This is a genomic window from Streptomyces sp. NBC_00443 (genome assembly GCF_036014175.1).
Lineage (GTDB): Bacteria > Actinomycetota > Actinomycetes > Streptomycetales > Streptomycetaceae > Streptomyces.
Genome location: NZ_CP107917.1, coordinates 6,969,906 through 6,988,705, shown reverse-complemented (window position 1 = coordinate 6,988,705; position 18,800 = coordinate 6,969,906). Strand labels below are relative to the sequence as shown.

Sequence of the window (18,800 nt, the reverse complement as noted above, 5' to 3'; positions counted from 1 at the left end):
GACCGTCAGCTCTTCTTGGCCGACTCGGCCGCGTCGCTGGATTCCTTCTTGCTCTCCGCGTCCGATGCGTCCGACGTGTCGGAGTCGTCGGACGCCTCCGAGTCTGCCGAGCGGTCCGAAGAGGCCGATCCGGCCTTCTCACCGTCGGCCTCGTCACCACCCTCGACCTCACGGTCGGCGTCGGCGGCACCCGGCTCCACGATCTCTTCCCGGCCGGGGCGCTTCTTCGCGGACAGCACGAGGTACGTCACCGCCAGCAGGAACACGATCAGCGCGGTCCAGACGTTCAGCCGCAGGCCCAGGATGTGGTGGGCGTCGTCGACCCGCATGTACTCGATCCATGCGCGCCCCGCGCAGTACGCGGCTACGTACAGGGCGAACGCCCGACCGTGGCCCAGCTTGAAGCGGCGGTCGGCCCAGATCACCAGCACCGCGACGCCGATGCACCACAGCGACTCGTACAGGAACGTCGGGTGGTAGGTGCCCGGCACCCGCCCGTCCGTCGAGGACGTGATCTCCAGCGCCCACGGGAGGTCGGTCGGCCGTCCGTACAGCTCCTGGTTGAACCAGTTGCCCCAGCGGCCGATCGCCTGGGCGAAGGCGATGCCGGGGGCGACGGCGTCGGCGTACGCGGGCAGCGGGATGCCACGGCGGCGGCAGCCGATCCACGCGCCCAGCGCGCCGAAGGCGATGGCGCCCCAGATGCCGAGGCCGCCCTCCCAGATCTTGAAGGCGTCCACCCAGTCGCGGCCCTCGCTGAAGTACAGCTGGTAGTCCGTGATCACGTGGTAGAGGCGCCCGCCGACCAGGCCGAACGGCACGGCCCAGACCGCGATGTCGGCCACCGTGCCAGATCGCCCGCCCCGGGCGATCCAGCGTTTGTTGCCGAGCCAGACGGCTACGAAGACACCGATGATGATGCAGAAGGCGTAGCCGCGCAGCGGAATGGGACCGAGGTGGATCACCCCGCGCGACGGGCTGGGAATGTAGGCAAGTTCCATGGCAAGGTCGACGCTACCCTGCCGGGCGGCAGCGATGTCAGGCAGCCCGGCTACGGGTCCATAACAGGCAGTGCCCACAGGCGGCCTGCCCACCGGAGGTCACCCCTTGGCGGCCTCCTCCACCATCTGCTTCAGCTTGGCCGGGGTCATCGTCTGGTCCTGGTAGATGTTCTTGCCGTTCAGCAGCACCGTCGGCGTGCCGCTGAAGCCGCCCTTCTTGAACGCCTCGTTGGACTTGTCGACCCAGCTGTTGTGGGTGCCGTCCTCGACGCACTTGCGGAAGGCGGGCGTGTCCAGGCCCTTGACCTTGGCGGCGAGCTCCAGGAGCTTGCCGTTCTTGGCGAAGGCGTCGTCGACCTCCGGCGGCTGGTTCTGGTACAGCACGTCGTGGTACGGCGTGAACTTCCCGGCGTCCTGGGCGCAGGCCGCGGCGTTGGCGGCGTTGCGCGAGCCGGTGCCGCCCATGTTGCCGTCGATGATCGTCGCCAGGTGGTAGTCGACCTTGAGCTGGCCGGCGTCCGTCAGCTCATGGATCGTCGATCTGTACGCGTCCTCGAAGGACTTGCAGGCCGGGCAGCGGAAGTCCTCCCAGATCGTGAGCGTCGACTTCGCGCTCTCCTCGCCGACCGGGATCGCGAGACCGTCCTTGCCCTGCGCCCCCGAGGGTCCGACGACCGGGCCCGCCGACTCGCTGCTGTCGTCCTTGCCGGCGTTCGCCGCGACGACTCCGATCACCGCCGCGAGGCCGAGGACGCAGACGACGCTCGCGCCCACGATCAGCGCGCGGCGCCGCTTGTCGGCGGCCTTCTGCTTCTCACGCTCGACCGCCAGCCGCTCCCGGGCGGTCCGCTTTGCGTCACGATTCTTTTCGCTCACACCCGCAGAACGAACCGGGGAGGCGCTGCGCGCCTCCCCGGCCTCAGGTCCACCCGTTCGAGCGACTCGTACGGAAGACCCTTCGTCTGAAGATGTATTCCGCTGCCGAGAACACCGGACGGAACACCGCCTACGCCTGCCGGCGCACGCCCTTCGCCAGCTCACCGGCGAGCGTCCGCACGGCCTCGACGCCGGCCGCGTCGTCCGGTGCGTCCAGCATCCGCTTGACGAAGGCCGAGCCGACGATCACGCCGTCGGCGAAGCCGGCGACCTCCGCCGCCTGCCTGGCGTCGGAGACGCCGAGCCCGACGCAGACGGGCAGTCCGGTGCCGGTGGCCCGGGTGCGCTCGACGAGGTCCTGGGCCTGCGCGCCCACGGACTCGCGAGTGCCGGTGACGCCCATGAGCGAGGCGGCGTAGACGAAGCCGCTGCCCGCCGCGGTGATCTGCGCGAGCCGCTCGTCCCTGCTGCTGGGCGCCACCACGAAGACCGTCGCGAGCCCGTGCTTCTCGGCGTGCTCCCTCCACAGGGCCGACTCCTGCACGGGCAGGTCGGGCAGGATGCAGCCCGCCCCGCCCGCTTCCGCCAGTTCGGCGGTGAAGCGCTCGACGCCGTAGCGGTCGATGGGGTTCCAGTACGTCATGACGAGGATCGGCTTCCCGGTGGCCTCGTGCGCCTCGCGGACGGTACGCATGACGTCCGCGATCTTGACCCCGCCCTTGAGGGCGATGTCGTCGGCGGTCTGGATGACGGGGCCGTCGAGGACGGGGTCGCTGTGCGGCAGACCGACCTCCACGACGTCCGCGCCCCCGTCGAGTGCGGCCTTGATCGCCTCGATGCCGCCGTCCACGGTGGGGAACCCGGCCGGCAGGTAGGCGATGAGCGCGGAGCGGCCCTCGCCCTTGGCGGCGTTCAGGGTGTCCGTCAACAGCTGGATGTTCCCGCTCACTTGGCGTCCCCCTGGATCTCGGCGGCGCCGCCGTTGGCGTCGGCGGCGACCTCGGCGTCGGTGTCGTACAGGCCGAAGTAACGCGCGGCCGTGTCCATGTCCTTGTCGCCGCGCCCGGACAGGTTGACGACGATCAGCCCGTCCTTGCCCAGCTCCCGGCCGACTTCGAGGGCCCCGGCGAGCGCGTGGGCGCTCTCGATGGCCGGGATGATGCCCTCGGTCCGCGACAGCAGGCGCAGCGCCTGCATGGCGGCGTCGTCGGTGACCGCGCGGTACTCGCCGCGACCGCTGTCCTTGAGGTAGGAGTGCTCGGGGCCGATGCCCGGGTAGTCCAGACCGGCCGAGATCGAGTACGGCTCGGTGATCTGGCCCTCGTCGTCCTGCAGGACGTAGGAGCGGGAGCCGTGCAGGATGCCGGGCTCGCCCGCGGTCAGGGTGGCCGCGTGCTCGCCGGTCTCCACGCCGTGGCCCGCCGGTTCGCAGCCGATGAGGCGGACGGTGGCGTCCGGGATGAAGGCGTGGAAGAGGCCGATGGCGTTGGAGCCACCGCCGACGCAGGCGACGGCGGCGTCGGGGAGACGGCCTGCGTGCTCCAGGAGCTGGCGGCGGGCCTCGACGCCGATGACGCGGTGGAAGTCGCGGACCATGGCGGGGAAGGGGTGCGGGCCGGCGACCGTGCCGAAGAGGTAGTGCGTGTGGTCGACGTTGGCGACCCAGTCGCGGAACGCCTCGTTGATGGCGTCCTTGAGGGTGCGGCTGCCGGACTTCACGGCGATGACCTCGGCGCCGAGCATGCGCATCCGGGCCACGTTGAGGGCCTGGCGCCGGGTGTCGATCTCGCCCATGTAGATGGTGCAGTCGAGGCCGAACAGTGCGCAGGCCGTCGCCGTCGCGACGCCGTGCTGGCCGGCGCCGGTCTCGGCGATCACGCGGGTCTTGCCCATGCGCTTGGTGAGCAGGGCCTGGCCGAGCACGTTGTTGATCTTGTGGGAGCCGGTGTGGTTGAGGTCTTCCCGCTTCAGGAAGATCCGTGCGCCGCCCGCTTCCGCGGCGAAACGGGGGACCTCGGTGAGGGAGCTGGGGCGGCCGGTGTAGTTGACCAGGAGGTCGTCGAGTTCCCGGGCGAACTCGGGGTCGTGCTTGGCCTTGTCGTACTCGACGGCCACCTCGTCGACGGCGGCGACGAGGGCCTCCGGGATGAACTTGCCGCCGAAGGCGCCGAAGTAGCCTTCGGGGGTGGGGACTTGGCCCTCGGGGTCGGGGATGAAGAAGTCGCTGGGCATGCGTGTACCTCACGGTGAGTTTGTGGAGAGATCACTAATCGCCGTGGGGGCGGGGCTTCGTCAGTCGGCTGCCGGCCGGCTGTGGCTTGTCGCGCAGTTCCCCGCGCCCCTATAGGGCGCGCTGCCATCGACGGCCGTTTACCTGCCCAGGTTCGTCCCCGATGACGTATCGGACCCGACGGCCATGCACGCGTCGCGCGGGCGCACGGCAGCCACGGGGGCGGCAGCCGCGCGCGAGGCGGGCGTACCTGTCCGTGGTCGTCGTCGTGAGCGTCATCGGGGCAAGCCTAGCGAATGATCAGCTGCGGCCGTGCCGCAGTGCCGGGTGCTCGCCCGCTGCGACCAGGTCGGAGACCGCGGACTTCGGGTCCTTGCCGGTCACCAGGGACTCGCCGACCAGGACCGCGTCGGCGCCGGCGTTGGCGTAGGCGATGAGGTCGTGGGGGCCGCGGACGCCGGACTCGGCGATCTTGACGAGGTTGGCCGGGATCTCGGGTGCGATGCGCTCGAACGTCCCGCGGTCGACCTCCAGGGTCTTCAGGTTCCGCGCGTTGACGCCGATGATCTTCGCGCCGGCGTCCACGGCACGCTCGACCTCGTCCTCGTCGTGCACCTCGACCAGCGGGGTCAGGCCGATGGACACCGCGCGCTCGATCAGCGACTCCAGCGCCGACTGGTCCAGGGCCGCGACGATCAGCAGGGCGAGGTCGGCGCCGTAGGCCCGGGCCTCCCACAGCTGGTACGACGTGACGATGAAGTCCTTGCGCAGGACCGGGATGTCCACGCGCGCGCGGACCGCCTCCAGGTCGGCCAGCGAGCCGCCGAAGCGGCGCTGTTCCGTCAGCACGGAGATGACGGCCGCGCCGCCCGCCTCGTAGTCCGCGGCGAGCCCGGCCGGGTCGGCGATCGCGGCCAGCGCGCCCTTGGAGGGGCTGGAGCGCTTGACCTCGCAGATGACCTTGACGCCGTCGCCCTTGAGTGCGGCGACCCCGTCCTTGGCCGCGGGCGCCTTCGCCGCGCGCTCCTTGAGCTCGTCGAGGCTGACGCGCGCCTGCCGCTCCGCGAGGTCGGCACGGACTCCGTCGATGATCTCGTCGAGCACACTCACGCGAGCGGCCCCCTTCCAGACGGTTGACTGAGAAAAGCGGTACGAAACCTATGGTCACTGCGATGGTATCCGCAGGAGGGCTTAGGCCTCGCATCCGGTTGACGCCGGTCCCACTACCTGGACGTTCTCCAATTGATCAAGGGTGTAGCCAGCCACCGAACGGCAGGTTCCGGACAACCGTGAAGACCAGCAGCAACGCGCCCGCGGCCCACAGCTGCGCCGGCCCGAGATCGATCCTGAACGGCCGCCCGCGCACCGCACGGACCACCCAGACGGTCCACACCGCGGCGAAGAGCCCGTAGCCGACGACGGCCAGCGCGTTGTCCTGGAGCGCCGCCAGGAAGTCCCCGTGGGCGACGGCGTGCGCACTGCGCAGTCCGCCGCAGCCGGGGCAGTAGATGCCGGTGAGCTGCAGGAGCGGACAGGCGGGGTAGTGGCCGGGCTCGTTCGGGTCGACGGCACCGACGTACGTGAAGGCGCCGGCCACGGCCGCGAGGATCCCGGCCGGGACGGCCAGCCGCCCGAGCACACTCCCCGGGCCGGGCCGCGTCACCCTCTGGCTGTTGGCGTTCACACCATGCATTGTGCCCGCACACGCGTGAGGGGCGCCCACCGCGCCCTGTTCGGCGCCGGGTCGCCCCTCACGAAGTCGTACGCGTGTCAGCTCTCGACGCTCGCCGGCTCGCGCTGCTGCTCGATGAGCGCCTCGTGCGCGTCCTTGGGCTGGCCGAGGCCCATGCCGCGCATGATCCAGCCGACGACGCCGCCGAGGACCACGACACCCAGGCCGGCCCAGAAGCCCGCGGGCTGGGCCAACACCATGAAGGCGCCCGAGACGCAGAAACCGATGAAGGCGATCGTGACACCGGTCCAGGCGGCCGGGGTGTGACCGTGGCTGCTGCCCGCCATTGCTTGCTCCTCGTTGCTGTGTACGTGTCGTACGTGGTTGAGCCGGTCGCTCGCAGTCATTGTCCCGCACGCGTGCGCGTGCGGTGATCGGGGGTCACGGCGCGCCCGGACGGGTCTCAGGCTCCGGTCGGGTCCTCGCCCCGGTCGAGGGCCTTCCACAGCTCTTCCGGCCGGTCGGGGTCGGCGGCCGGGGCCTTCCTGCCGCGCGGCCGGGGTGCGCCGGAGCGCTCGTAGCGGCCGGACATGCCGGGCCACAGCCGGCCGTAGCGCAGGGCCAGCAGTCCGGCGAGCAGGATCAGGGCGCCGCCGACGGCCGCGACGTACGGCCAGCCGGTGTGGGTGAGCGCCTGGACGGTGGCCGAGGTGTCGCCGGAGGCCTGCGCGGCCTTCTCGTCCAGCGCGGAGCTGTCGGAGGCGCCGAGCAGGGCCGCGACGACGGTGCCGGCGCCGGAGAGCGCGAGCAGTCCGGCGACCATGAAGCGGCCGGCCCGGCGGACGGCGAAGACGGCGACGAGCGCGGCGAGCCCCACTATGGCCAGGGCCGCGGGGACGCCCGTGACGTCGCTGCCCTTGGCGGTCAGGGGGAACGCGCCGCCGGGCACCGTCGCTGTGCCCTCCGACCAGAGCTGCCGGGTGGAGAGCAGTGCCACGGCCGCGCCGAGCGCACCGCACAGCAGGGCGACGGCGAGGCTCATGCGGCCGGCCCGGGCGGAAGCCGGGGCATCGGAACGGGGAGGAGGAACGACTGTCACGTACCCCACTATCACCCGAACCCCGATCGATCAGACACCCGGGGTTCAGGTGATGGCCGCCACCCGGGTCCACGGACGGCGGCTGCGAGGGGTCACTTGAGGGGTCACTCGAGCCGGTTCGCCGTGTGCACGGCCCGCAGTACGGCGGCCGCCTTGTTGCGGCACTCGGTGTCCTCGGCGACGGGGTCGGAGTCGGCGACGATGCCCGCGCCCGCCTGGACGTACGCGGTGCCCTGCCGCAGCAGGGCCGTACGGATCGCGATGGCGGTGTCGGAGTCGCCCGCGAAGTCGAGGTAGCCGACGCAGCCGCCGTACAGCCCCCTTCTGGACGGCTCCAGTTCGTCGATGATCTGCATCGCGCGGGGCTTGGGGGCGCCGGAGAGGGTGCCGGCCGGGAAGCAGGCCGTCAGGACGTCGAAGGCGGTGCGGCCGGGCGCGACGCGGCCCGTCACCGTCGAGACGATGTGCATCACGTGGGAGTAGCGCTCGATGGACATGAAGTCGACGACCTCGACCGAACCCGGCTCGCAGACCCGCCCCAGGTCGTTGCGGCCCAGGTCGACCAGCATGAGGTGCTCGGCGCGCTCCTTGGGGTCGGCGAGCAGTTCGTCGGCGAGGGCCTGGTCCTCCTGCGGGGTCGCCCCGCGCCACCGGGTGCCGGCGATGGGGTGGACCATGGCCTGCCCGTCCTCGACCTTCACCAGGGCCTCGGGGGACGAGCCGACGACATCGAAACCGTCGAACCGGAACAGGTACATGTACGGCGACGGGTTGGTCGCCCTGAGGACGCGGTAGACGTCCAACGCGCTTGCCGTGCACGGCGTTTCGAAGCGCTGGGAGGGGACCACCTGGAAGGCCTCGCCGGCCCGGATGCGCTCCTTGATGTCCTCGACGGCCTCCTGGAAGTCCTCACCGCCCCACAGGGCCGTGTACTCGGGGAGCTCCGAGGGCGGCAGCACCGCCGGGGGCTGGGCGACCGCGCGCGAGAGGTCGGCCTGCATCGCGTCGAGGCGGGCGATCGCGTCCGCGTAGGCCTCGTCGACGCCCGTGTCGAGGTCGTTGTGGTTGATCGCGTTGGCGATCAGCAGGACGGAGCCCTCCCAGTGGTCCATGACGGCGAGGTCACTGGTCAGCAGCATGGTCAGCTCGGGCAGCCCCAGGTCGTCGCGCTCGCCGGGGCCGATCTTCTCCAGGCGGCGCACGATGTCGTAGCCGAGGTAGCCGACCATGCCGCCGGTGAACGGCGGCAGGTTCAGGTCGTGGGCGAGGTCGCGCGGGGTGTGCAGGGCCTCGATGGTGGCGCGCAGGGCGGCGAGCGGGTCGCCCTCGACGGGGACGCCGACGGGCGCGGCGCCGAGCCAGTGGGCCTGTCCGTCGCGCGCGGTGAGCGTGGCCGCGGAGCGGACGCCCACGAACGAGTAGCGGGACCAGGACCGGCCGTTCTCCGCGGACTCCAGCAGGAAGGTGCCGGGGCGCTCGGCGGCGAGCTTGCGGTAGAGCGCGACCGGGGTGTCGCCGTCGGCGAGGAGCTTGCGGGTGACCGGAATGACGCGGCGGTCGGTGGCCAGCTTGCGGAACGTCTCGAGGTCCATGGCGGCTGACCCTACTGATCCGTGGCCGGTGCGCCGGAATCGCTGCCGGGAGCGCCGGCGGCGCCGTCCTTGAGCAGCACGTCCTCGTCGAAGCAGGTACGCGCGCCCGTGTGGCAGGCCGCGCCCACCTGGTCGACCTTGACGAGCACGGTGTCGGCGTCGCAGTCCAGGGCCACGGACTTCACCCACTGGAAGTGGCCGGAGGTGTCGCCCTTGACCCAGTACTCCTGGCGGCTGCGCGACCAGTAGGTGCAGCGGCCGGTGGTGAGCGTGCGATGCAGCGCCTCGTCGTCCATCCAGCCGAGCATGAGCACCTCCCCGGTGTCGTACTGCTGGGCGATGGCGGGCAGGAGCCCGTCCGCGCTGTGCTTGAGGCGCGCGGCGATCTCGGGGTCCAGCGGACTGGGCTGACGGGGCGTGCTGGTGGTCATGCATGCCATTGTGCCGCGCGCAACTGACAGTGACGGCCTGCTGTCCACTGGGCGGACCCGGTACGCGGCCGTAGGCTGACTCCATGTCGACTTTCGCCAAGCGTGAACGACTTCTCCTGGCCGACCTCTTGGAGGCCGAGGGCCCCGAGGCCCCCACCCTCTGCGAGGGCTGGACGACCCGTGATCTGGCCGCGCACGTGGTGGTGCGCGAGCGCCGCCCCGACGCTGCCGCCGGCATTCTGATCAAGCAGCTCGCGCCGCGCCTGGACAAGGCGATGGCGGAGTTCGCGGCCAAGCCGTACGAGGAGCTGATCCAGCTCATCCGCACCGGCCCGCCGCGCTTCTCGCCGTTCCAGCTCAAGCAGATCGACGAGGCGTCCAACACGCTCGAGTTCTACGTCCACACGGAGGACGTCCGCCGCGCCCGGCCGGACTGGACGCCGCGCGAGCTCGACCCGGTCTTCCAGGACGCCCTCTGGTCCCGCCTGGAGCGCTCCGCCCGCCTGATGGGCCGTACCGCCCCCACAGGCCTGGTGCTGCGCCGCCCCGACGGCCAGACGGCGGTCGCCCACCGCGGCACCCCGGTCGTCACGGTGACCGGCGAGCCCTCGGAACTGCTGCTGTTCTCCTACGGCCGCCAGGGCGCCGCCAAGGTCGAGCTGGACGGCGACAAGGACGCGATCGCCAAGCTGCACGAGACGAAGCAGCTCGGGATCTAGCCGGGTCTCCGGAAGTCGCTCGCGGTCTGCGCCGGTCAGCGAGGAGGTCCGGCCGGGCGCAGACCCCGTACGCAACGGCCCGAGAATGGCGCCGGTCATGGGCTCCGGCCGGCAGCGCCACGGCGACGGCGCTGCGGTCTGCGCCGGTCAGCGAGGAGGTCCGGCCGGGCGCAGACCCTGTGCGCAACGGCCCGATCGCGGCGCCGGACAGGGGCTCCGGCCGGCAGCGCCACGGCGACGGCGCTGCGGTCTGCGCCGGTCAGCGAGGCAGTTCCGCCCGGCGCAGGCTCCCTGCGCACAGGCCGACCGTGCCGCCGAGCCCGCAGACCAGGGCGCTGGGGTGCGAGAAAGCCCCGGCCGCTTCCAGCACGGCCGGGGCTCAGCCCGAGGTCAGCGGACGGGGTGTCCCGCCGTCCGCAGCGTCTCCTTCACCTCGCCGATCCGCAGATCCCCGAAGTGGAACACTGACGCCGCCAGCACCGCGTCCGCCCCCGCCTCGATGGCCGGCGGGAAGTCGGTGAGCTTGCCGGCGCCGCCGGAGGCGATCACCGGGATCGTCACGTGCTTGCGTACGGCCTGGATCATCTCCAGGTCGTAGCCGTCCTTGGTGCCGTCCGCGTCCATCGAGTTGAGCAGGATCTCGCCCGCGCCCAGCTCGGCCGCGCGGTGCGCCCACTCGACGGCGTCCAGGCCGGTGCCGCGGCGGCCGCCGTGGGTGGTCACCTCGAAGGTGCCCTCGGGCGTGCGCCGCGCGTCGACCGACAGCACCAGCACCTGCCGCCCGAACCGCTCGGCGATCTCATGGATCAGCTCGGGGCGCGCGATGGCCGCGGTGTTGACGCCCACCTTGTCCGCGCCCGCACGCAGCAGCTTGTTCACGTCCTCGGCCGTGCGCACCCCGCCGCCGACCGTCAGCGGGATGAACACCTGCTCGGCGGTGCGGCGCACCACGTCGTAGGTCGTCTCGCGGTTGCCGGACGACGCGGTGATGTCCAGGAACGTCAGCTCGTCGGCGCCCTCGGCGTCGTACACCTTGGCCATCTCGACGGGGTCGCCCGCGTCGCGCAGGTTCTGGAAGTTGACGCCCTTGACGACCCGGCCGTTGTCCACGTCCAGGCAGGGGATGACTCGGACCGCCAGGGTCATGAAACCGGCTCCTCCAACGTCCTTCTGAATGCTTCTATTTCCACTTCGACCAGGATGCGCGAGTCCACGAACCCCTCGACGACCAGCAGCGTCGAGACGGGGCGCACGGCGTCGAAGAACTCCTTGTGGGCCCGGCCCACGGCCTCCACGTCCCGCGCGTGCGTCAGGTACATCCGCGTACGGACCACCGACCCGGCGTCGAGCCCGAACTCGCCGATCGCCTCGATGGCGTTGGCGAAGGCCACCTTGGCCTGTTCGTACGGGTCGCCCTCGCCGTACAGCACGTCGCCCTTGAAGGGCGTCGTGCCCGCGACCAGGACGCGGTCGCCCGCCGCCACGGCACGTGCGAAACCGAAGGACTCTTCCCAAGGACTTCCGCTCTGTACGCGCCGTACGGCATCGGACGTCATGACGAGACAACCTCCAGGGCCTCTTCCAGGGTGAACGCCTTCGCGTACAGGGCCTTCCCGACGATGGAGCCCTCGACACCGAGGGGGACCAGCTCGGCGATGGCCCGCAGGTCGTCCAGCGAGGAGACCCCTCCGGAGGCCACCACCGGGCGGTCCGTCGCCGCGCAGACGTTCTTCAGCAGCTCCAGGTTCGGGCCCTGGAGCGTGCCGTCCTTGGCGATGTCGGTGACGACATAGCGGGCGCAGCCCTCGTTGTTGAGGCGCTCCAGCGTCTCGTAGAGGTCGCCGCCGTCACGGGTCCAGCCGCGACCGCGCAGGGTCGTGCCGCGTACGTCGAGACCGACGGCGATCTTGTCGCCGTGCTCGGCGATGACCTTGGCGACCCACTCAGGGGTCTCCAGGGCGGCCGTACCGAGGTTCACGCGCGTGCAGCCCGTGGCGAGCGCGGCGGCCAGGGAGGCGTCGTCGCGGATGCCGCCGGACAGCTCGACCTTGATGTCCATCGCCTTCGCGACCTCGGCGATCAGGCCGCGGTTGTCGCCGGTGCCGAAGGCGGCGTCCAGGTCGACCAGGTGCAGCCACTCGGCGCCCGAGCGCTGCCAGGCCAGGGCGGCCTCCAGGGGGGAGCCGTAGGAGGTCTCGGTGCCGGACTCGCCGTGCACGAGGCGGACGGCCTGGCCGTCGCGGACGTCTACGGCGGGGAGGAGTTCGAGCTTGGCCATGTCTCTACAGGGTTCCGATCCAGTTGGTGAGCAGCTGCGCTCCGGCGTCGCCGGACTTCTCGGGGTGGAACTGCGTGGCCCACAGGGCGCCGTTCTCCACGGCGGCCACGAAGGGCTTGCCGTGCGTCGACCAGGTGACCAGCGGCGCGGTCATCAGCGGGTTCCCGGTCTCCAGGGTCCAGTCGTGGACCGCGTAGGAGTGCACGAAGTAGAAGCGCGCGTCCGCGTCCAGCCCGGCGAACAGCTCGGAGCCGGCCGCCACGTCCACGGTGTTCCAGCCCATGTGGGGCACGATGTCGGCCTGCAGCGGCTCGACCGAGCCGGGCCACTCGCCGAGGCCCTCGGTCTCGACCCCGTGCTCGATGCCGCGCGCGAACAAGATCTGCATGCCGACACAGATGCCCATCACCGGGCGCCCGCCGGACAGCCGTCGCTCGACGATCCAGTCGCCGCGGGCCTCCTTCAGGCCCTGCATGCAGGCGGCGAACGCGCCGACGCCCGGCACCAGCAGGCCGTCGGCGTTCATGGCCTTGTCGTAGTCACGCGTGATCTCGACGTCGGCTCCCGCGCGCGCGAGGGCGCGCTCGGCGGACCTCACATTGCCGAAGCCGTAGTCGAAGACGACGACCTTCTTCGAAGAAGCGCTCAATTCCACACCTCCAGCCTCAGGACACCGGCGACGAGACACATCGCGGCGCCTATCGAGAGCAGCACGATGAGGCTCTTCGGCATCTGCTGCTTGGCGAAGGAGATGATGCCGCCGACCAGGAAGAGGCCGACGACGATCAGGATGGTGGACAGCCCGCTCATCGGTTACAGCGCACCCTTCGTCGAGGGAAGGATGCCCGCCGCGCGCGGGTCCCGCTCGGAGGCGTACCGCAGGGCCCGTGCCAGCGCCTTGAACTGGCACTCGACGATGTGGTGGGCGTTACGCCCGTACGGCACGTGCACGTGCAGCGCGATCTGGGCCTGGGCGACGAAGGACTCCAGGATGTGCCGGGTCATCGTGGTGTCGTACTCGCCGATCATCGGCGCCATGTTCTCGGGCTCGGTGTGCACGAGGTAGGGGCGACCCGAGAGGTCGACGGTGACCTGGGCGAGCGACTCGTCGAGCGGAACCGTGCAGTTGCCGAAGCGGTAGATCCCCACCTTGTCGCCCAGCGCCTGCTTGAAGGCGGCGCCCAGCGCGAGGGCGGTGTCCTCGATGGTGTGGTGCGAGTCGATGTGCAGGTCGCCCTCGGTCTTCACGGTCAGGTCGAACAGACCGTGCCGGCCGAGCTGGTCGAGCATGTGGTCGTAGAAGCCGACACCTGTCGACACGTCGACCTTGCCGGACCCGTCGAGATCGATCTCGACGAGGACCGAGGTCTCCTTCGTCACCCGCTCTATGCGGCCTACGCGGTTCATGCGCTCTGCTCCTTCGGGGGTGTGGGGTGTCCCCCACAAAACGCTGCAAGTCACGTACCGCGTCGAGGAACGCGTCGTTCTCTTCGGGGGTTCCGGCGCTGACCCGCAACCACCCGGGGATGCCGTTGTCCCGGACCAGGACGCCCCGGTCGAGGATCTTCTGCCAGGCCGCATGCGAGCCGCCCGCGTCGTCGAATCGCCCGAACTGCACGAAGTTCGCGTCCGACTCGACGACCTCGTAGCCGGCCGCCCTCAGCTCGGTGACCAACCGGTCCCGCTCGGCCTTCAGCTGCTCGACGTACTTGAGCAGCATGTCGGTGTGCTCCAGGGCGGCCAGCGCGGTCGCCTGGGTGACGGCCGACAGGTGATACGGCAAGCGTACGAGCTGGACGGCGTCCACGACCGCCGGGTGCGCCGCGAGATAGCCCAGGCGCAGGCCGGCGGCGCCGAAGGCCTTCGACATCGTCCGGGAGACGACGAGATTCGGCCGACCTTCGAGCAGCGGCAGCAGCGAGTCGCCGTGGCTGAACTCGACGTACGCCTCGTCGACGACGACCATCGACGGCTTGGCGGCCTGCGCGGCGTCGTACAGCGCCAGGACCGTCTCGCGCGGGACCGCGTTGCCCGTGGGGTTGTTGGGGGTGGTGATGAAGACGACGTCGGGCCGGTGCTCGGCGATCGCCTTCTCGGCGGCCGTGACGTCGATCGTGAAGTCGTCGTTGCGGGGGCCGGAGATCCAGCCGGTGCCGGTGCCGCGCGAGATGAGGCCGTGCATCGAGTACGACGGCTCGAAGCCGATCGCCGTACGGCCCGGTCCGCCGAAGGTCTGCAGCAGCTGCTGGATGACCTCGTTGGAGCCGTTGGCCGCCCACACGTTGGCCAGGGCGACCTCGTAGCCGGAGGTGTCCGTCAGGTACTTCGCGAGCTGCGTGCGCAGCTCCACGGCGTCCCGGTCCGGGTAGCGGTTGAGGTTCCGGGCCGCCTCACGCACCCGCTCGGCGATCCGCTCGACCAGCGGCTCGGGCAGGGGGTAGGGGTTCTCGTTGGTGTTCAGCCGTACGGGGACGTCCAGCTGGGGCGCGCCGTAAGGGGACTTGCCGCGCAGCTCGTCCCGCACGGGGAGATCGTCGATGCGTACGTCGCTCACTTGCTCTCGGGTACCTTCCAGCCACGCGACATTTGTTCGTCTCCGACAAACCTGGCCTTGATCGCCGCGCCGTGCGCCGGCAGGTCCTCCGCCTCCGCCAGCGTGACCACGTGCTGCGCGACCTCCGCCAGCGCGTCCTTCGTGTAGTCGACGATGTGGATGCCGCGCAGGAAGGACTGGACGGACAGGCCCGAGGAGTGGCAGGCACAGCCGCCGGTGGGCAGCACGTGGTTGGATCCGGCGGCGTAGTCGCCGAGCGAGACCGGGGCCCACGGGCCGATGAAGATCGCGCCGGCGTTGCGCACCCGGTCGGCCACGGCGGCCGCGTCGGCCGTCTGGATCTCCAGGTGCTCGGCGCCGTACGCGTCGACGACCTTGAGGCCCTCGTCGACGCCGTCGACCAGGACGATCGCGGACTGCCTGCCCTTCAGGGCCGGGACGATCCGGTCGTCGATGTGCTTCGTGGCCGCGACCTGCGGCTCCAGCTCCTTCTCGACCGCGTCCGCCAGCTCCACGGAGTCGGTGACGAGGACGGCGGCGGCGAGCGGGTCGTGCTCGGCCTGGCTGATCAGGTCGGAGGCGACGTGCACCGGGTCCGCGGTGGAGTCCGCGAGGACCGCGATCTCGGTCGGGCCCGCCTCGGCGTCGATGCCGATCTTGCCGGTGAAGTAGCGCTTGGCGGCGGCGACCCAGATGTTGCCGGGGCCGGTGACCATGTTGGCGGGCGGGCAGGACTCGGTGCCGTACGCGAACATCGCGACGGCCGTGGCGCCACCGGCTGCGTACACCTCGTCGACGCCCAGCAGCGCGCACGCGGCGAGGATCGTCGGGTGCGGCAGGCCGCCGAACTCGGCCTGGGCCGGAGAGGCCAGCGCGATCGACTCGACACCTGCCTCCTGAGCGGGCACCACGTTCATGATCACGGAGGACGGGTAGACGGACCGGCCGCCGGGCGCGTACAGCCCGACGCGGTCGACCGGCACCCACTTCTCGGTCACGGAACCGCCCGGCACGACCTGGGTCGTGTGCGTCGTACGGCGCTGCTCGCGGTGGACGAGACGGGCGCGGCGGATGGACTCCTCCAGGGCCGCGCGTACGGCCGGGTCGAGTTCCGCGAGGGCCTTTTCGAGCGCCTCGGCGGGCACCCGCACCTGGTCGAGCCTGACCCCGTCGAACTTCTCCGCGAAGTCGATCAGCGCCGCGTCGCCCCGATGATGCACGGCCTCGCAGATCGGACGCACCTTCTCCAGGGCGGCCGAGACGTCGAAGTCGGCTCGGGGCAGCAGGTCGCGCAGGGCGGGGCCTTCGGGAAGGGCGTCGCCGCGCAGATCGATTCGGGAGATCACGGGCTCAATTCTCTCAGACCCGCGTCCGGCACTGGTCGCGCGTATCAATGGCTGATACAGAACCCTCCAGGAACCCGGAAGATCACCTTCACGTCTAGCGTTCGGGGCGTCACTCAGCGGGCATTGAACGGTTGTACGAAACCCGTGAGTAGCCAATGCGGAACCAGCGGAACCAGCAGACCCAAGGGGGATGGACGAGACGTGACCGAAGGCGCCGGCCTCCGCGACGGAGACCTGCCGGACGACCTGCCGAACGACCTGACCGCCGCCGAACTCGGCATGTGGCAGGCCTTCCGCAACGGCAGCGTGTACGACCTGAGCAGCGGCGACACCGTCGTCGACGATCCACACGGCGGGCATCCCTGGGGAGACGAGCGCACGGTACGCGCGCGTATCGTCTGCTGGCTGCTGCTGGACGGCCCGCCCGCACTCGCCGGCCGGGTCTCCGCGCTGAAGCTGGTCGGCGTGCGGATCAGCGGCACGATGGACCTGGCGGGCGGCACGGTGGACCCGTACGTCGAGATGCGCCGCTGCCGCTTCGACCGGGAGATCCTGCTGCCGGAGGCCCGCTTCACGACCCTGCGGCTGGTGGACTGCGCGGTGCCGCGGCTGGAGGCCGCCCGCGTGAACACCGAGGGCGACCTGCATCTGCCGCGCTGCCGCTTCCACAACGGCGTACGGCTCACCGACGCCCACATCGGCACGGATCTGCTGCTCAACCAGGCGATCGTCTACCGCGACCGCAGTGGCCGCTCGATCGGCGCGGACGGCATCAGCGTCGGCCAGGACCTCCAGGCCGAGATGCTGGAGTCGCACGGTGAGCTGAGTCTGCGCGGCGCCAGCATCGGCGTGTCGCTGAGCCTGCGGGGCGCGCGGCTGGTCAACCCGTACACCCGGCTCGCACTGAACGCCCCCCAGCTGACCGTCGGGCGCACGCTGTACCTGACTCCGGCGGGCGTCGGCAGCCCGCTGCTGAGCGGCCGCACTCCCGCGCGTGGGACGCGCATCCAGCGGTTCGAGTGCCAGGGCGGGGTGCGGCTCGACGACGGACGGTTCGGGGACGCGGTCGACCTGGAGCGGGCCCGGTTCACCTTCACCGACGAGCAGGAGCTGTCGCTGCGCCGTATCCAGACGCCCGAGCTGCGCTTCCTCGGCGAGCGGGCGGAGCGCGGCGGTGTGGTGCTGTCCGGGGCGCGGGTCGTCAACCTGATGGACCGGGCCGACGCCTGGCCGGGCCCCGGCCGGCTGCACATGGGCGGCTTCCAGTACGAGAACCTGGTGCCGCGCGGCCCGTTCCCGCTGGAGCGGCGGCTGGAGTGGGTGACCGCCGCGACCGCCGAGTACAACCCGGAGCCGTATGAGCGGCTGGCCACCGTGCTGCGGGCCGGCGGCGAGGACGAGGACGCGCGCGAGGTGCTCCTCGCCAAGCAGCGCCGCCGCCGCGAGACCCTGCCGCCCGCGGCCAAGCTCGTGGGATACGCGCAGGACTGGATGGTCGCGTACGGCTATCGGCCGGGCCGGGCGGCGGTGTGGATGGCCGTGCTCTGGGCGGCGAGTTCGGTGGCCTTCACGTACGCCGACCCACCGCCGCTCAAGGGCGGCGAGCATCCGGCCTGGAACCCGACCCTTTTCGCCCTCGACCTGCTGCTTCCGGTGATCGACCTCGGCCAGGTCGGGTTCTGGCAGCTGAGCGGCGCCTGGCAGTGGCTGGCCGCGGCGATGATCCTGCTGGGCTGGATCCTGGCGACGACGGTGGCAGCGGGGGCGACACGGATGCTGCGCCGGAGCTGAGGCTGCTGAGGCCGATGAGGATGTTGTGACTGCAGAGCCGAATATATAGATGTCGGACAGTTGTTGAACAGTGGACCTTTACCTGTTCTTGACCTGACGGCGTACAACTTTCCACGTCTTGCCCGTTCCCTCTGGCGCGGGCGTGACCAGCGGTCCTTCAATGGTCGACACCATGGCTCTGCTGCCCCCGTTCGGCCGTGCGTCCCGGACGACAAGGACCGTAGAACACCCCGGCGTCGGTCTCCCCATCGACGACGAGGTGCTCCTCGACGCGCCTGACGACCGCCTCGGACCCGCGCTGGTCGCGGCCGGGCAGGGCGCGTACGAGACCGCTGCCGAGCTGCTCGCCGCCACGCGGCACGAGGCGCAGTGGGACTACCGCGACGGATACGCGCTGCGCCTGGCCGCCTTCGCGCGCTCGCGGCCCGAGTGGCTGGGGGCCTGGTACGCCGCCGCCCCGCACGATCCGGACGTCCTGCTGGTCAGGGCCCAGGTCGCCGTGGACCACGCCTGGCAGTCACCGGCCCGCGCCGAACTGCTACGAGGGGTGAGCCCGCTGATCACCGCCGCCGCCCGCGCCGACGACCGCGACCCGGTGCCCTGGCGGCTCGCTCTGGACCACGCGCGCGGCTCACGCGCCGGGCACACCTACTTCGGGGAGCTGTGGGAGGCGGCCCTGCGCCGCGCCCCGCTCCATTACGGCTGCCATGTGGCCGCCCTGCGCTATCTGGCCTCGTCCTGGCACGGCTCCCACCGTGAGTGCCTCGACTTCGCCGACCGGGCCGCACAGGACGCCCCGGCCGCGTCCCTGGTGCAGGCCCTGCCGACCCGGGCCGTCCTCGCGTACCTGAACGACGGCTGCGGTCCGGGGGTGCCGCCGGAGCGGCTGGACGCGGCGGCCGACCGGGCCATCGCGCTCTCCGCCCGGTTCCCGGCGGCCGACCTCTGGCCGGCCGCGACCCGCAACAAGCTGACGTGCGTCCTGGCACGGCTGGGCCGCTGGGAGGACGCCCTGGAGCAGCTACGTCTGATCGGCCCGTACGCCACCTCCTTCCCCTGGAGCCGGTTCTCGGACGATCCGCTGGGCCGGTTCCTGGAAGTGCGCGACGAGGTGCGGCGACGGGCAGCCGCCTCCGCACAGGCTCGCGGTGCCCGCGGCGGACATCCACCAGGTGGGCTCGCCGGACGCGTTCACCCCGGCGACCACTAGG

General features: G+C 71.3%; 21 protein-coding genes and 1 pseudogene. 3 read left to right on the top strand and 19 right to left on the bottom strand.

Annotated elements, in window-relative coordinates:
- Nucleotides 1-5 precede the first annotated feature (5 nt).
- From lgt to hisI, 11 genes are all read right to left on the bottom strand, one after another.
- On the bottom strand, nt 6-1,001 hold the full coding sequence (lgt, locus tag OHO27_RS31790) for a prolipoprotein diacylglyceryl transferase (protein ID WP_328428405.1): 996 nt from the start codon (nt 999-1,001) through the stop codon (nt 6-8).
- Nucleotides 1,002-1,100: 99 nt separating this feature from the next.
- Nucleotides 1,101-1,877 carry a DsbA family protein gene (locus OHO27_RS31785; protein WP_328428404.1) on the bottom strand — a complete coding sequence of 259 codons (777 nt, stop codon included), beginning with the start codon at nt 1,875-1,877 and terminating at the stop codon, nt 1,101-1,103.
- A 130-nt stretch (nt 1,878-2,007) separates the two neighbouring features.
- Nucleotides 2,008-2,826, bottom strand: coding sequence for a tryptophan synthase subunit alpha (trpA, locus tag OHO27_RS31780; protein ID WP_328428403.1), 819 nt, complete (start codon nt 2,824-2,826; stop codon nt 2,008-2,010).
- Nucleotides 2,823-4,109 (bottom strand): tryptophan synthase subunit beta, encoded by a 1,287-nt coding sequence (gene trpB / locus OHO27_RS31775; RefSeq protein ID WP_328428402.1) that lies wholly within the window; start codon nt 4,107-4,109, stop codon nt 2,823-2,825. Before trpB ends, trpA begins: the two co-directional genes overlap by 4 nt.
- Before the next feature lie 109 nt (nt 4,110-4,218).
- A complete protein-coding gene (trpM, locus tag OHO27_RS43235) occupies nt 4,219-4,386 on the bottom strand; it encodes a tryptophan biosynthesis modulator TrpM (protein ID WP_164932276.1) in 168 nt (55 codons plus the stop codon).
- 21 nt (nt 4,387-4,407) lie between these two features.
- A complete protein-coding gene (gene trpC / locus OHO27_RS31770; RefSeq protein WP_328428401.1) occupies nt 4,408-5,217 on the bottom strand; it encodes an indole-3-glycerol phosphate synthase TrpC in 810 nt (269 codons plus the stop codon).
- A gap of 136 nt (nt 5,218-5,353) precedes the next feature.
- Nucleotides 5,354-5,800, bottom strand: coding sequence for a DUF2752 domain-containing protein (locus tag OHO27_RS31765; RefSeq protein ID WP_328428400.1), 447 nt, complete (start codon nt 5,798-5,800; stop codon nt 5,354-5,356).
- A 77-nt stretch (nt 5,801-5,877) separates the two neighbouring features.
- Nucleotides 5,878-6,126 carry an HGxxPAAW family protein gene (locus OHO27_RS31760; RefSeq protein WP_328428399.1) on the bottom strand — a complete coding sequence of 83 codons (249 nt, stop codon included), beginning with the start codon at nt 6,124-6,126 and terminating at the stop codon, nt 5,878-5,880.
- A 116-nt stretch (nt 6,127-6,242) separates the two neighbouring features.
- Complete coding sequence (locus tag OHO27_RS31755; RefSeq protein WP_328428398.1) at nt 6,243-6,887, bottom strand: TIGR02234 family membrane protein; 645 nt, start codon at nt 6,885-6,887, stop codon at nt 6,243-6,245.
- Nucleotides 6,888-6,982: 95 nt separating this feature from the next.
- The gene (locus tag OHO27_RS31750; RefSeq protein WP_328428397.1) at nt 6,983-8,470 is read right to left on the bottom strand and encodes an anthranilate synthase component I; all 1,488 of its coding nucleotides are present in this window, start codon (nt 8,468-8,470) and stop codon (nt 6,983-6,985) included.
- 11 nt (nt 8,471-8,481) lie between these two features.
- Entirely contained in the window at nt 8,482-8,910 is a 429-nt protein-coding gene (hisI, locus tag OHO27_RS31745; RefSeq protein ID WP_443059637.1) for a phosphoribosyl-AMP cyclohydrolase, read from the bottom strand.
- Nucleotides 8,911-8,984: 74 nt separating this feature from the next.
- On the opposite strand from hisI, the gene OHO27_RS31740 reads away from it, so the two are divergent.
- Entirely contained in the window at nt 8,985-9,620 is a 636-nt protein-coding gene (locus OHO27_RS31740; protein ID WP_328428395.1) for a TIGR03085 family metal-binding protein, read from the top strand.
- 390 nt (nt 9,621-10,010) lie between these two features.
- Here OHO27_RS31740 and hisF read toward each other — a convergent pair whose 3' ends face one another.
- The 8 genes and pseudogenes from hisF to hisD form a co-directional block, all read right to left on the bottom strand.
- A complete protein-coding gene (gene hisF, locus OHO27_RS31735) occupies nt 10,011-10,766 on the bottom strand; it encodes an imidazole glycerol phosphate synthase subunit HisF (RefSeq protein ID WP_328428394.1) in 756 nt (251 codons plus the stop codon).
- The gene (locus tag OHO27_RS31730; RefSeq protein ID WP_328428393.1) at nt 10,763-11,176 is read right to left on the bottom strand and encodes a RidA family protein; all 414 of its coding nucleotides are present in this window, start codon (nt 11,174-11,176) and stop codon (nt 10,763-10,765) included. Before OHO27_RS31730 ends, hisF begins: the two co-directional genes overlap by 4 nt.
- Nucleotides 11,173-11,898, bottom strand: a complete 726-nt coding sequence (gene priA, locus OHO27_RS31725; RefSeq protein WP_328428392.1) for a bifunctional 1-(5-phosphoribosyl)-5-((5-phosphoribosylamino)methylideneamino)imidazole-4-carboxamide isomerase/phosphoribosylanthranilate isomerase PriA — start codon at nt 11,896-11,898, stop codon at nt 11,173-11,175. The genes OHO27_RS31730 and priA overlap by 4 nt, the downstream gene beginning before the upstream one ends.
- Nucleotides 11,899-11,902: 4 nt before the next feature.
- Nucleotides 11,903-12,547 (bottom strand): imidazole glycerol phosphate synthase subunit HisH, encoded by a 645-nt coding sequence (gene hisH, locus OHO27_RS31720; protein ID WP_443059636.1) that lies wholly within the window; start codon nt 12,545-12,547, stop codon nt 11,903-11,905.
- Nucleotides 12,544-12,708: a hypothetical protein gene (locus tag OHO27_RS31715; RefSeq protein WP_328428390.1), complete on the bottom strand. Its 165-nt coding sequence runs from the start codon at nt 12,706-12,708 to the stop codon at nt 12,544-12,546. The genes hisH and OHO27_RS31715 overlap by 4 nt, the downstream gene beginning before the upstream one ends.
- A gap of 3 nt (nt 12,709-12,711) precedes the next feature.
- Complete coding sequence (gene hisB / locus OHO27_RS31710) at nt 12,712-13,305, bottom strand: imidazoleglycerol-phosphate dehydratase HisB (RefSeq protein ID WP_062719038.1); 594 nt, start codon at nt 13,303-13,305, stop codon at nt 12,712-12,714.
- Nucleotides 13,306-13,345: 40 nt separating this feature from the next.
- Nucleotides 13,346-14,452, bottom strand: a pseudogene (locus OHO27_RS31705) (histidinol-phosphate transaminase); the annotation flags it as partial.
- Nucleotides 14,449-15,798 carry a histidinol dehydrogenase gene (gene hisD / locus OHO27_RS31700; protein WP_328428389.1) on the bottom strand — a complete coding sequence of 450 codons (1,350 nt, stop codon included), beginning with the start codon at nt 15,796-15,798 and terminating at the stop codon, nt 14,449-14,451. The pseudogene OHO27_RS31705 and the gene hisD, both read right to left, overlap by 4 nt.
- Before the next feature lie 201 nt (nt 15,799-15,999).
- Here hisD and OHO27_RS31695 point away from each other — a divergent pair, with 201 nt between their 5' ends.
- On the top strand, nt 16,000-17,589 hold the full coding sequence (locus OHO27_RS31695) for an oxidoreductase (protein WP_328428388.1): 1,590 nt from the start codon (nt 16,000-16,002) through the stop codon (nt 17,587-17,589).
- Between the two features lie 160 nt (nt 17,590-17,749).
- Nucleotides 17,750-18,799 carry a hypothetical protein gene (locus OHO27_RS31690; RefSeq protein ID WP_328428387.1) on the top strand — a complete coding sequence of 350 codons (1,050 nt, stop codon included), beginning with the start codon at nt 17,750-17,752 and terminating at the stop codon, nt 18,797-18,799.
- Nucleotide 18,800 lies beyond the last annotated feature (1 nt).